Annotated in this window: 12 protein-coding genes; 4 read left to right on the forward strand and 8 right to left on the reverse strand. The window is 70.6% G+C overall.

Features of this window, described 5'->3' with window-relative positions:
* Positions 1-38 precede the first annotated feature (38 nt).
* Complete coding sequence (locus LX88_RS15695) at positions 39-1,295, reverse strand: alpha/beta hydrolase family protein (protein WP_258948510.1); 1,257 nt, start codon at positions 1,293-1,295, stop codon at positions 39-41.
* Positions 1,296-1,347: 52 nt separating this feature from the next.
* On the opposite strand from LX88_RS15695, the gene LX88_RS15700 reads away from it, so the two are divergent.
* Positions 1,348-2,160, forward strand: a complete 813-nt coding sequence (locus LX88_RS15700; RefSeq protein WP_258948511.1) for an NmrA family NAD(P)-binding protein — start codon at positions 1,348-1,350, stop codon at positions 2,158-2,160.
* On the opposite strand, the gene LX88_RS15705 is transcribed toward LX88_RS15700, so the two are convergent.
* Complete coding sequence (locus tag LX88_RS15705; protein ID WP_258948512.1) at positions 2,161-5,238, reverse strand: S8 family peptidase; 3,078 nt, start codon at positions 5,236-5,238, stop codon at positions 2,161-2,163.
* A 105-nt stretch (positions 5,239-5,343) separates the two neighbouring features.
* Between LX88_RS15705 and LX88_RS15710 the strand changes: the two genes are divergently transcribed.
* Positions 5,344-5,934: a TetR family transcriptional regulator gene (locus tag LX88_RS15710; RefSeq protein ID WP_258948513.1), complete on the forward strand. Its 591-nt coding sequence runs from the start codon at positions 5,344-5,346 to the stop codon at positions 5,932-5,934.
* Between the two features lie 6 nt (positions 5,935-5,940).
* Here the strand turns inward: LX88_RS15710 and LX88_RS15715 are convergent, their stop codons facing one another.
* Positions 5,941-7,182, reverse strand: coding sequence for a cytochrome P450 (locus LX88_RS15715; RefSeq protein ID WP_258948514.1), 1,242 nt, complete (start codon positions 7,180-7,182; stop codon positions 5,941-5,943).
* A gap of 97 nt (positions 7,183-7,279) precedes the next feature.
* The gene (locus LX88_RS15720) at positions 7,280-7,696 is read right to left on the reverse strand and encodes a VOC family protein (protein WP_258948515.1); all 417 of its coding nucleotides are present in this window, start codon (positions 7,694-7,696) and stop codon (positions 7,280-7,282) included.
* A gap of 50 nt (positions 7,697-7,746) precedes the next feature.
* Here LX88_RS15720 and LX88_RS15725 point away from each other — a divergent pair, with 50 nt between their 5' ends.
* A complete protein-coding gene (locus LX88_RS15725) occupies positions 7,747-8,388 on the forward strand; it encodes a GntR family transcriptional regulator (RefSeq protein ID WP_258948516.1) in 642 nt (213 codons plus the stop codon).
* 91 nt (positions 8,389-8,479) lie between these two features.
* A complete protein-coding gene (locus LX88_RS15730) occupies positions 8,480-9,562 on the forward strand; it encodes an oxygenase MpaB family protein (RefSeq protein WP_258948517.1) in 1,083 nt (360 codons plus the stop codon).
* Here the strand turns inward: LX88_RS15730 and LX88_RS15735 are convergent.
* The 4 genes from LX88_RS15735 to LX88_RS15750 form a co-directional block, all read right to left on the reverse strand.
* Positions 9,559-10,164 (reverse strand): response regulator transcription factor, encoded by a 606-nt coding sequence (locus LX88_RS15735; protein WP_258948518.1) that lies wholly within the window; start codon positions 10,162-10,164, stop codon positions 9,559-9,561. The genes LX88_RS15730 and LX88_RS15735 overlap by 4 nt on opposite strands.
* Positions 10,161-11,222 (reverse strand): sensor histidine kinase, encoded by a 1,062-nt coding sequence (locus LX88_RS15740; protein ID WP_258948519.1) that lies wholly within the window; start codon positions 11,220-11,222, stop codon positions 10,161-10,163. The genes LX88_RS15735 and LX88_RS15740 overlap by 4 nt, the downstream gene beginning before the upstream one ends.
* Positions 11,223-11,232: 10 nt before the next feature.
* Positions 11,233-11,973 (reverse strand): hypothetical protein, encoded by a 741-nt coding sequence (locus tag LX88_RS15745; RefSeq protein WP_258948520.1) that lies wholly within the window; start codon positions 11,971-11,973, stop codon positions 11,233-11,235.
* Positions 11,974-12,052: 79 nt separating this feature from the next.
* On the reverse strand, positions 12,053-12,448 hold the full coding sequence (locus tag LX88_RS15750) for an ATP-binding protein (protein ID WP_258948521.1): 396 nt from the start codon (positions 12,446-12,448) through the stop codon (positions 12,053-12,055).
* Between the last annotated feature and the right edge of the window lie 12 nt (positions 12,449-12,460).

The following is a 12,460-nucleotide window of genomic DNA, read 5'->3' on the forward strand; positions in this document are numbered from 1 at the left end:
TGTGGGCTTGCTGAGCTTGCGTAAGGCTTGCGCAACTCTCAGAGGTTCGCGAACAGCCTTCTGGTTCGGTTCAGCAGATCCAGCCTGTGCTCACGCTGCCGCAGCGAGTGCCCTTCGCCGGGATAGACGACGAGTTCGGAGTGCTTCACGGCGCTGTGCAGGAGTTCGGCTTGCTCCACCGGCACGTTGGTGTCCTCCGCGCCGTGCACGATCAACATCGGCGTGCGAATCCGGTCCGCGTAGGTGATCGGACTGTGTTCGGGGCTGTCGCCCAGCGCCGCCTCGAACGCACCCCACTCACCGGTGGCGATCAGCTTCGGCCAGTCGGAGATGCCCGCACCCACCAGCGCGGCCTTGAACCTGTCCGTCCTGGTCGTCGCCCACGCGGCCATGAACCCGCCGTGACTCCAGCCGGCGATGCCGAGCCGGTTCCCGTCCGCCACGCCCTGGTCGACGAGCAGGTCGATGCCGGCCTCGATGTCGTGCCACTCCTCCTGGCCGACCTTCTTGGCCACGGCCGCCGCGAACTCGTGGCCGTGGCCCTGTCCGCCCCGCGGGTTGGGCAGGAAGGTCGCGATCCCCTGATGCGCGAACCACTGCGCCGACGGCACCCAGTGCAGTTGCAGGTCGTCGGTCCACCGGTCGTACGGCCCGCCGTGGACGATCGTGACGAGACGAGACGGTCCGTCTCGTCTCGTCCAGCCGACGGGGAGCACCAGCAGACCGTCGAGGTCGAGCCCGTCGCGGGCCCGGTAGTGGAGGCGTTCCTGGACGCCCCACTCGATGCCGTCGAGGTCGCGGTAGCGAGGTGGCAGGTGCGACCCCGTGACACGGCCGAGGAAGGTGCCGTCGAGGCGGCGGAACTCGGTGTCCAGGCCGGTCGCGACGACCATGACCGGCGCGCTGCCGTCGTCCTGGACGAGATCGATCGGGCAGGCCGGCATGCCCTCGGTGAGGTTGCGGTGGCGCTGGTCGAAGACGGCGTTGCCGCCCTGCAGGTGCGGCGGTGTCAGCGCGAGGTAGAAGACCTCGTCGCCCCACCACACCGGCGAACCGGCGTCCGCGGGCGTCGCGCCCAGGTCGGTGACGGTCCCGTCGGTCTGCACGACGTGCAGCGCGGGGTTCAGCAGGCCGGGGTCGATCTCCGGCGACGACCAGGTGATCACCGCGAGCCGGCCGTCGGGGTGCTTCGCGACCTCGGCGACGTGACGGCCCGGGATGCTGACCCCCGTGGGTGCGTCCTTCGCCGGTGGCGGGCCGTGGCCGGCGGTGATCTCGTCGGTCAGTTCGCGCACCGCGCCCCCTTCTCTTGATCTCCAGTTAACTACAGGTCCTACGGTCGGGGCCATGACGATTCTCGTTGCGGGGGCGACCGGAAATGCCGGAGCCCAGGTGGTGAACGAACTGCTCGCGCTGGGCCAGCGGGTTCGCGCGATCACCAGGAACGCGGCGACGGCGCGGCTCCCGGCCGGTGTCGAGGTCGTCGAGGCAGACCTGACCAGGCCGGAGACGATCCCGTTCGAGGGCGTCACCGCCGCCCACCTGCTGGCCAGCGCGGGCGACGACTACGCCGAACTGCTCACCGGGCCGGACCTGCTGCGGCGGGCGGAGAAGGCCGGCGTCCGCAGGATCACGCTGGTGTGGAACGGGTACCGGAGTCCGATGGAGGAGGCGGTGACGGCCGGTCCGCTGGAGTGGACCGTGTTGCGGCCGGGGGACTTCATGTCGAACTCGCTGGCCTGGGCCGAGCCGGTGCGCCGGGAGGGGGTGGTGCGTGAGCCGTTCGCGTACGCGCGGAGTGCGCTCGTGCACGAAGGCGACATCGGCGCGGTGGCGGCCGCCGTGCTCGTGAGGGGTGGGCACGGCGGTCGCACGTACGCGTTGACGGGGCCGGAGGCGTTGTCCGTGCCGGAGCAGGTGGCGACGATCAGCGACGCGATCGGCCGGGAGATCAGGTACGTCGAGCAGTCCGAGGCGGAGGCGCGGGACGAGATGCTCAGGGCGGGGCGGCCCGCGGAGTTCGCCGACGTGCTGCTCGGGTGGAAGCGGGACATGCCCGCCGAGGGGTACACGGTGGTGCCGAGTGTCGAGGACGTGCTGGGAAGGCCCGCGCGCTCCTTCGCCTCATGGGCTCGGGAGCACGCGGACGCCTTCCGCTAGCTAGCGCAGCAGGTACGCGTCGATGATCGTCTGCTCCACGGTCTGGCCGCTGCCGGACGCCTTGGCGCGCAGGGAGACCGACTTGGCGTCCTTCGGGTGGGCGAGCAGCACGCGGTTGGCCGTGATCTGCGTGCGCTTCCACGTCGTGCCGCCGTCGTAGGAGACCTCGACGGACGTCACGCGCACCGAGTCCACCTGCGACTGCGTGGAGATCGGTACGGAGAGCATCTGGCCGGCGCGGGCGTAGCCGTCGTCGTCCAGCTGCGGGGCGAAGCGGATGACGGACAGCGGCAGCGCCGTCTGCCGCGCCGTCGTGTCGCTGCGGAACGTCCACACGCCGGACACCTTGGAACTCAAGGCGTTGTTCCGGACGGCGGACGTCTCCACGCGGTAGTTCGCGGCGCCGGGCTGGACGTCGAGCATCGCCCAGCCCGGTTCGGCCGTCTCGACGGCCTTGACGTCGTCGCGGTACACGGTCGTGCGGGCCTCGGTCACCGGGCCGTAGCCCTCGTTGCCCGTGTTGTCGCCGTACAGCGGCACGGTGATCCGGACGAAGTCGCCGGTGCGGAACGAGTGCGGGACGTCGCGCGCCGGGGGCAGCGCCGGGCCGAACACCGGGCGGTGGAACGGTTCCACGTAGGACCTGCCCGGCTTGTAGTGCCGCAGCGGGGTGACGAGCGCGCCGATGTTGCCGGTCTCGTCGAACAGGTTGAACCTGCGCGACCAGTCGCCGCCCTCGCCGCCGTAGTACTCGGTGCGCTGGCCGGGAACGAAGTTGTCCAGCGAACCGTAGGTCCAGTCGGCGCGGCCCTCGGGCGAGGACGTGTGGCCGATCGACGCGCTCTGGCCCGGCTTGAGAGCAGGCATGTCGACCTTGACGGTCGCGAGGTCCTTCTTCGCGATCGTTTTGGTCAGGCCGTTGGGCGCGGATCCCTTGCGGTACCAGGCGAGTCCGTAGAAGTCCGGACCCGCGTTCCAGAAGGTGGCGATCTTGCCGGTGACCTCGTTCGAGTCGGGGCCGAGGCTCGCGACGCCGAGGTGGTCGATCGAACCGCCGACCGAGAAGTTGCCGATCGTGTAGCTGGTGCCGTTGACGACCCGCTCGAAACCGGTCTGCAGCAACGAGAGCTGCGCGGTGACCGGCAGCGTCACCTTCACCGGCTCGGCCTGGCGGGCGTCGAGGCTGATCGTCGTGGCGCCGGTGACGGTCAGGTTCGGGTAGTTGATGACGTCGTGGGTCCAGGCGCCGGACGACGACAGCACGCTGCCGGTCAGGATGTAGCGACCCTTGGCCACGCGCGCGACGCCGGTCGTGCTGTCCGGCCAGACACGGGCGCCGGTGTCGACGTTGATCAGGAACGCGAAGGTCGACGCCGTGGTGATTCCGGATCGCTCGACACCGGTGACCTTGACGTCGTAGCTCTCTACCTCCAGGTCGGCCACGACGGCCGTGCGCACGCCGCTCGCGACGATCGCGCCACCGAACACGCCGCCCGCCGGCTGCTTGGTGACGTCCGCGGTGACCGTGGCGGTCGCGGTGCCGCCCGCAGGAACCGTGAGCGTGGCAGGGGAGACGCTGAACAGGCTGCCGTTCGTCTCCGTGGTGAGGTCGAGCGCGACCGGCTCGGAACCCGCGTTGGAGTAGGTGATCTCCTGGGACAGCACGGGTTCTCCGGTGTGCGGCCACTGGTGCGCGCCGAAGCTGACGTTGGCCGGGCTCGACGTCACGTTCTGCTTGATCAGCTTGGCGACGTCGATGCGGCCGGAGCCCTGCTCGAACGGCGTGAGCTCCGCCGTCGGCGTGGTGGTGCCGGTGAGGCGGGCCTTCAGCGCGGTGCCGTTCAGCTCCGGGTGCTGCTGGCGCAGGAGTGCCGCCGCGCCCGCGACGTGCGGGGTCGCCATCGAGGTGCCGTCGAGCGAGGTGTAGCCGTCGGCGACCGGCGCGCCGATCCTGCCGCCGGAGTGCAGTGCGGCGACGATGCCGACGCCGGGCGCGGTGAGGTCGGGCTTGAGCGTGTCGGCCTGCGTCGGGCCGCGGCTCGAGAACTCCGCGATCCCGTTCCGGTCGTCGACCGCGCCGACGGTCAGGGCCGCGTCGGCGGTGCCCGGTGAGCCGATCGTGCGCGCGTTGGGTCCGCTGTTGCCGGCGGCGACCACGAACAGTGCGCCCTTCTCGGCGCTGAGGCGGTTCACGGCCTCTTCGAGGGGCTCGATCTCGGGGGTGTCGTAGCCGCCGAGGCTCAGGTTGATGACCTGGGCGCCCTGCTCGACCGCCCACTCCATGCCGGCGATGATCCCGCTGTCCTGCCCGGAACCGTTGTCGCCCAGCACCTTCACGTCGAGGATGCTCGCGTCCGGCGCGACGCCGCGGTACTTGCCGCCGCTCTTCGCGCCGGTGCCCGCGACGATCGACGCCACGTGCGTGCCGTGGCCGTAGTGGTCGTCGTTGTCGGGGGAGCCCGAGAAGTTGCGCTCGCCGATCTCGCGGTCCGCGAGGTCCGGGTGGGTGTCGTCGACGCCGGTGTCGAGGACGGCGACCGTGGTGCCCTTGCCGGTGAAGCCCGCGGCGTGGGCGGCAGGAGCGTTGATCTGGGCGACGCTGCGGTCGAGGCTCGCCCTGCGCCTGGCGTCGAGCCAGATCTTCTTCGCGCCCGACGCGGACAGGGTGCCGGCGAGCGGGGTCCTGGCCGCGTCGAACGCCACGCCGTTGATGCTGCGCAGCTGGAGGCCTGACTGCGCGCTCAGGGTGCCCGCGGGGTAGGTGGCGATGACCGGCAGGGCCCCGCCGTAGGTCGCGAGCTCGGTGACGTCGAAGAGGCGCTCGTCGAGACGGCCGTCCGCGATCATCGGGATGGCGTCGTGCGGCACGACGTACTCGTGTCCTCCGGCGTTGTACGTGGAGAACAGGACGCGCTCACGGCCTGGCGCGGGTCGGATCGCGCGCTGCCCGGTGAGCACCTGGTCCCCGGTGATCAGCGTGACGGTGGGCGCTGACGACGCGGCTGGTGGGGGAGCTGCGCCGGCCTGGCCCGCGGTGAGCAGGGCGCCGGTCAGCACGACGACTCCGAGTAAGCGCACCCGGTCCTCCGTAGGTTCTGTGAGAGCGTTCTCACGGACCGTAGTGAGGTGCTCACGTCGGTACAAGGTCTACACCAATTTTCGGCACGCTTTAATCTTTGCGCCATGACGGGCCTGCGTGAACGCAAGAAGGCGGCGACCAGGGAAGCGCTGGGTGACGCCGCCTGGAGCCTGTGCGTGGAGCACGGCCTCGACCGGGTGACGGTGGACCAGATCTCGCGGGCCGCCGGGGTGTCGCTGCGGACGTTCTTCAACTACTTCCCCTCCAAGGAGGAAGCGGTCGTCGCCGGTGACACGGCCACAGCGCTCGCGTTCGTGGAGGAGTTCGCCGCGCGGCCCCTGGACGAACCGGTGCTCGTCGCGCTGCGCGAGGCCCTGCGGACGATCTACCCCCGCTACGTCGACCTCGACCGCCTCCGCCAGCTGCGTCAGCTCCGGCGCGACCCCGCGTTGCTGCCGCACGTGTTCGCCGCCTACTCCGCCCGCGAGCAGGCGTTGACGGCGGCGATCGCGGTGCGGTGCGGCGTGGACCCCGAGGCCGACCCCTACCCGGCGGTGACGGCGTCGACGATCCTCGCGTCGATGCGCGCGGTCGTGCAGTGGTGGCTCGACACCCCCCAGGCCACGGACAGGTTCGACGTCACCGAGCTGGTCGGCCGGATGATCGACCAGCTCGGTGACGGGTTCACCAGGTGACCGTCCTCACCAGGTGACGGGGAGCCGGTGCACGCCGTAGATCGACATGTCGGTCCGCAGCGGCACCTCGCCCGCGGGCACGGCGAGCTTCAGCGTCGGCAATCGGCGCAGCAGCTCTGCGAAGCCGACCGCCATCTCCACGCGCGCCAGCTGCTGGCCGAGGCACTGGTGGATGCCGTGCCCGAACGCCACGTGGTGCCCGCGCGGCCGGTCGACCAGGAGCGCGTGCGGGTCCTCGTACTGGCGGTCGTCGCGGTTGACCGCGGGCACCGACACGACGACCGTCTCGCCGGCGCGGATGGTGGCGCCGCCGATCACGACGTCCTCCTTCGCGTGCCGTGAGACACCCGAGCTGATGATCGACAGGTACCGCAGCAGCTCCTCGACCGCGTTCTCGACCAGTTCGGGGTCGTCGCGGAGCCGGGCGAACTGGTCAGGGTGCTCCAGCAGCGCGAACGTGCCGAGCGCCAGCATGTTCGCCGTCGTCTCGTGCCCCGCGATGAGCAGCAGGTTCGCGATGCCGGTGAGCTCGTTGTCGTCGAGGTCGGTGTCGCGCACCAGCCCGGACAGCAGGTCGTCGCCGGGGTTCTGCCGCTTGGCGCGGACGAGCACGTGCATGAACTTCCGCAGCTCGGTCGTGTTCTTGATCTGCTCGTCGACCGTGGTGTTCAGGCTGAGCAGCTTGGACGTGCGGCGCTGGAACTCGTCGCGGTCGCCGTAGTCGACGCCCAGCAGCTCGCAGATCACGAGCGACGGCACCGGCAGCGCGAAGTCGTGCACGAGATCGGCCGGCGGTCCCTTCTCGATCATCGCGTCGAGCTGGGCGGTGACGATCTCGTGCACGCGCGGCGTGAGGTCCCGCATCCTGCGCACGGTGAACTGCCCGGTCAGCAACCGGCGGTAGCGGGTGTGGTCGGGGGCGTCCATGAAGATGAACGACCCGGCCCGGCGTTCCGGCGGGAACAGCTCCGCGTGCAGCTCGGGCGAGATCAGCGCCCTCGCGCGCGGGCTGTTGATCCGATCCGAACTCATCTGCGGTGCGGCGAGCACCGCCCGTGCCTCGTCATGCCCCGTGACGAGCCAGACGGTGTCGCCGTTGTGCTCGATCCGGTGGATCCGCCCCTGCTCGCTCAGCTCGGTCAGCCCGGTGGCCGGGTCGAACGGGCACTTGCCGCGGTTGGTGAGTTCAGCGGGCAACTGCGGGCGGATGAGCTCCTGCGCGCTGCGCTGCCGCTCGGCCGTGGACATGGCCTCTCCCTGTCTGACCCGGTGTGACCGGGCCGTGGCTCGGCGTCACGTCCACGCTACCGAAACTTGCGCGTTGTGCAAGATTTTTAACCGACCTTTAGACCGCGAACACCTGGGCGTCGTCCGCGAAGGCCTTGAACTCCAGCGCGTTGCCCGCCGGGTCCAGCAGGAACATCGTCCACTGCTCGCCGGGCTCGCCCTTGAACCGCACGTAGGGCTCGATGACGAACTTCGTGCCGGCGCCGGTCAGCTTGGCCGCCAGCGCCTGGAACTCGTCCACGGTCAGGACCAGGCCGAAGTGGGGGACCGGCACGTCGTGGCCGTCGACCGGGTTGCTGACGCGCTCGGTCCTCGGCGCGAGGTGGGTGACGAACTGGTGGCCGTGCAGGTTCCAGTCGATCCACGTGTCGGAGCTGCGGCCCTGCTCCAGGCCGAGGGTCTCGCCGTAGAACGTGCGAGCGGCGGCGAGGTCGTCGACGGGCATGGCGAGGTGGAAGCGGGGGATGTTCGGCATGTAGGAATGTTAACATCCTGACAAGATGTCGTCTTGTTAACATTGCTCACATGACAGTGGGTCCGGCACGACGGCGAGGTCTGGGCAGCGAGGTCGCGGACATGATCCGCGAGGCCATCTTCGACGGCGGCTACCCGCCGGGCAGCGCGCTGCGCGAGGTGGAACTGTCCGAGGCCCTGCAGGTCTCGCGCGGTCCCGTCCGGGACGCGCTGCGCGTGCTCGAACACGAGGGCCTGGTGCGCACTGAGTGGCACCGGGGCACCACGGTGGCCGAGCTGTCCCTTCAGGACGTCGCCGAGCTGGACAGCCTGCGTGGCGCATTGGAGGTGCTGGCCGTCCAGCGCGTGGTGGCCGCGGGCGCGTCCCTGGAGAAGATCGCCGCGGCGGCGCTGGAGATGGAGCGCGCCCTGACACCGCACGAGATGGTGCGGTGTGACATCGCGTTCCACGACGCCGTGTACGCCGCCGCCGGCCACTCCCGGCTGACCCAGGCCTGGGAGGCGATCCGGTCGCAGGTCCACCTGTTCCTGATCACGCGGGTGCGGCTGAGCACGGACGGGTACCTGGAGCAGATCCGCGACGAGCACCGGGACCTGGTGGCCGCGCTGCGCCTGGGGAACGTGGAGGGCGCGCTGAAGCTTTTCGCGGAACACCGCAGGCACGCGTTCGACGTCCTCACCTCAGGCGGCTGAGCCCCGGCAGCCTCACGAAGGTGTGGATTCGCTGGGCCGAAGAGGTGATCACGGCGATCAACCGCCCGAACTGGCCCATACGCTCGGCGCCGTGGACCTGCACGCGCTGAAGTACGAGGGCGACCCGCTCGCCGACGCCGTGATCGCGCACCTGATCGAGAACGGCAATCTGAACGAAGTCAACCAGGTGCTCGCGGAGTTCCGCGGCAACGACGAGCCCATCCCCGCGCACCTGCCGCCCGTGGTCCGCGACTACCTCGTCGCCACCGACGACCCGCCCGAGTGGATGGACGAGGACCGCGTCGCCCGCGCCCACGAGTTCTTCGTCGACGACGGCGTGCACGTGGCGTCGGTGCTGTCGTTCGGCGCGATGGTCAACTGCTACGCGCAGCCCAGGCCGTCCCGCGTCCTCACGCTCACGCATCGGCTCAACCAGCCGCACCGCAGGCTGTCGGAGACGTCGCAGTTCGTGCTGAACATGATGGAGCCCAACGCTTTCGGCACGGGCGGCTCGTTCGTGCCGACCATCCAGAAGACCCGGCTCATCCACGCCGCGGTGCGCTACTTCGTCGGCCGCTCACCGGAGTGGGACCACGCCGAGGACGGCGTCCCGGTGTGCCAGCAGGACCTGCTCGGCGCGTTGCTGATCTTCTCCGTGCAGGTGATCGAGGGCATGCGCCGCATCGGCGTCTCGGTGACCGACACCGAGGCAGAGGACTACTACCACGTCTGGCGCGTCGCCGGCGCGGTGCTCGGCATCCGTCCTGACGCGATGCCGGAAACGCTGGCAGAAGCCGAAGAGCTCAGCAACACCATGGTCCGGGCGTCCTACGCGCCGTCACAGGAAGGCGTAGAACTCACCAGGAACCTCGTCGAGCTGTACGAGAAGCTCGTGCCCGGCAGGGCTTTCGACGGCGTCGTCGCGGCGATGGTGCGGCAGGTCGTCGACGAGGAGGTCGCGGACTGGCTGGAGGTCCCGCGCTCGCGGGGCTGGACCACGGCGGTCAGGACGGGTGCGAAGGTCATGCGCGTGTTCGAACGCGGCGAGGACCGCAGCCGGGTAGCCCGCACCGTGCTCGACAAGGCGGGCGAGCTGCTGCTCGGCGCGAGCGTCCGCAACCTCACCGACGGTCAGTCGACCACCCTCACCGTGCCGGCGTGCCTGCGCCGCTAGAGCCAGCCGTGCTCGTGCGCCACCGAGAACGCCTCGGAACGGCCGGCGACACCGAGCTTGGCGACCGCGGCGGACAGGTGGTTCCGCACGGTCCCGGCCGACAACGACGTGCGCGCGGCGATCTCGGCGACCGGGGTGCCGAACTCGCTGAGCCGCAACACCTCCAGCTCGCGCTGCGTCAGCGGGCACGGGGGAGCGGCGAGCGCGTCGGCGGCGAGTGCGGGGTCCACCCAGCGCGAACCGGCGTGCACGCGGCGGATCACGTCGGCCAGCGTGCCGCCGGGCGATCCCTTGGGCAGGAAGCCCTTCGCACCCGCGTGCAGTGCCTGCTGCAGGTGCGGCGGACGGCCCCGGCCGGTCAGGATCACCACGGCGCAGGACGGCAGCACGCGCGCCAGTTCCTCGGTGACCTCCAGCCCGTCCAGCAGCGGCATCTGCAGGTCCACCACGGCGACGTCCGGGCGGTGCGCCCGCGCGGCCTCCACGGCGGCCCGGCCGTCCCCCGCGCGGGCCACCACCTCGAGATCCGGCTCCAGGCCGAGGAGCGCCGCGAGCGCGTCGCGGATCAGCTCCTCGTCGTCGGCCAGCAGGACCCTGATCACGCGGGCACCACGACCTGCAGCGTGAACACGTCCCCGGACTTCTCCACGGACACCTGACCACCCACGGCCGCGAGCCTCTCGCGAAGGCCGCGCAGCCCGTTGCCCTCGCTCGAAGGCTTCTCGGTGCCGTCGTTCGTGACGGTCATCCGCACCTCCTCGTCCGCGGCGGCGACGTCGATCATGCACCAGGTCGCGTGGCTGTGCCGCAGCACGTTGGTACACGCCTCCCGCAACGCCAGCGCGAGCTGCGTGGCACGCTCACCTTCCACCGGCACCTCCGAGACGGTGCACCGGATACCGGCCTCCTGCAGCACGTTCCGCACGGCCTCAAGCTGTTCGGGCAGGTTCACGGCGCGATAGCCGTGCACCGCGTCACGCACCTCTTCCAGCGCCGAGGACGCCAGCCGTTGCGCCTCGAACGCTTCCGCCGCGGACCGCTCCGGGTCGGTGGCGGCGAGCCGCCCGGCCAGTTCGGACTTCAGCGCGATCACCGTCAGCCGATGCCCCAGGAGGTCGTGGACGTCCCGCGCGAACCGCAGCCGCTCCTCGCTCACCGCGAGCTCCGCCTGCGCCTCGCGCCCGGCCCGCGCCTGCCCGAGCAGCCCCGCGAACCACATCGGCAGCCCGGCCATCGCGATGATCGTCACGCCGACCGCCGCCGCGATCATCTGGTACGCCGTCTGGTCGCGGCCGACGAAGAACCCGACCAGGCCCGAGACCACCACCGCGCCGATCGCCGCCAGCCACCTCCACGGGCCGCTCAGCAGCAGCGGCGCGAACCCGGCCGCGGCGCCGCCGATCCACGCCCACGTCGACAGCTCATCCGGCCCGACCGGCGCCACCAGCGGGATCGTCACCAGCGTCGCGGCCACGAGCACCCACAGCGGCCCGCCCCGCAACGTCACCGCGTACGCCACGGCCAGCACCAGCAGCCCCAGCACCCCGAGCCAGCGCAGCGCGGTCGGCTCGCGCAGCACCGAGATCAGCGGCACGGCGAGCGAACTCAGCCACAGCACGTGCAGGGTGCCGCGCAGCGCGACGTGCGGGAGATCGTTCATCGCCATCAGCCTAGAACCACACCATCAGGATCGTGACCGCGATGACCAGGTCGAACACCCCGCAGAACTCCGACCACCAGCGCGGCACGACGGCGTTGCGCACGTGGTGCACCAGGTCCCAGACGGCGTGCGCGCCCCATCCCAGCGCGATCAGCAGCACCCCTGCGTGCGGCGACACGAGGATCACCGCGACGGCCAGTGACGCGTACAGGCTGAACACGGCGAGCTGCGTCCTGGGTGCCCGCCGTCCCCAGAACAGGTAGACCGCCTGGCAGAGCAGCAGGGTCCACACGGGAGGCACCAGCGGCGCCTGCCAGAAGTCGAAGGTGATCGCCAGTGCGATCGCCGCGGGCCAGCGCTCACCCAGCGCCCGGACCACCGGGTTGGTGCTGGGGGTGCCGTGCTCGTGGCGGTAGCGGACCAGCACGGCGATCATCGCGGGCAGCATCAGCAGGTGACCGCCCACCTCGACCGCGTGCCCGCCCAGGACGCCGAACCAGTACGGCACCAGGAGCACGAGGTACGGCACGAACATCGCCGCGCACATCTCGAAGATCCGGCCGTGACCGCGGTAGCGCATCCACAACACCATGGGCACGGACATCGACGCCGCCATCCAGAGGGCGGCCACCTCGACCGATCCGGGCGTCCACAGGGGCCCGAGCAGCGCCATCCCGACGAGCATCGCCACGAGCATCTCTGCCCCGTGGCGCACCAGCGGCCGAACCGCCGGAGAAACCGTTGTAGTCATGCTTCGAGAATCGAAGAGACTCGCGGCAGGACCTATCCGTGCACTGTCACGTCTTCTCTGTGCGAAACGCACAGACGACCTATGCGTCCACCTCTGCCCAGATGGTCTTCCCGCCGGTGAAGTCCTGCGTGCCCCAGCACCGGGATAGCTGGGCGATCAACACCAGCCCGCGGCCCCGCGTGTCGCCCAGACGCGACTGTCCCAGCCGCGGGAGTTCGGCCGGCGTGTGGTCGTCGACCTCCACCCGGACGAAGTCCGTGTGCCGTTGCACTCGCACCGCCCGCGGTCCTTCGGCGTGCTCATACGCGTTGCTCGCCAGCTCCGTGCACACGAGGAGGACATCGAGGACGACGTCCTCCGGCAGATCCCTCAGCAGGGTCCCGATCCACGCGCGCATCGCGCCGAGGTCCGGCTCGTCCTCCGGCAGGGTGTGCAAGGTCCTCGCGGAGGCGCTCAGCACCTCGGGGGTGTCCATATCCATCCCACC

This window comes from Lentzea californiensis, assembly GCF_024648825.1.
Classification (GTDB): domain Bacteria; phylum Actinomycetota; class Actinomycetes; order Mycobacteriales; family Pseudonocardiaceae; genus Lentzea; species Lentzea californiensis.

Bases quoted from the DNA above. Each gene is read 5' to 3' on its own strand.
- LX88_RS15700 (WP_258948511.1), top strand. From the start codon at position 1,348: ATGACGATTCTCGTTGCGGGGGCGACCGGAAATGCCGGAGCCCAGGTG.
- LX88_RS15710 (WP_258948513.1), top strand. From the start codon at position 5,344: ATGACGGGCCTGCGTGAACGCAAGAAGGCGGCGACCAGGGAAGCGCTG.
- LX88_RS15715 (WP_258948514.1), bottom strand. From the start codon at position 7,182: ATGTCCACGGCCGAGCGGCAGCGCAGCGCGCAGGAGCTCATCCGCCCG.
- LX88_RS15720 (WP_258948515.1), bottom strand. From the start codon at position 7,696: ATGCCGAACATCCCCCGCTTCCACCTCGCCATGCCCGTCGACGACCTC.
- LX88_RS15725 (WP_258948516.1), top strand. From the start codon at position 7,747: ATGACAGTGGGTCCGGCACGACGGCGAGGTCTGGGCAGCGAGGTCGCG.
- LX88_RS15740 (WP_258948519.1), bottom strand. From the start codon at position 11,222: ATGAACGATCTCCCGCACGTCGCGCTGCGCGGCACCCTGCACGTGCTG.
- LX88_RS15745 (WP_258948520.1), bottom strand. From the start codon at position 11,973: ATGACTACAACGGTTTCTCCGGCGGTTCGGCCGCTGGTGCGCCACGGG.
- LX88_RS15750 (WP_258948521.1), bottom strand. From the start codon at position 12,448: ATGGACACCCCCGAGGTGCTGAGCGCCTCCGCGAGGACCTTGCACACC.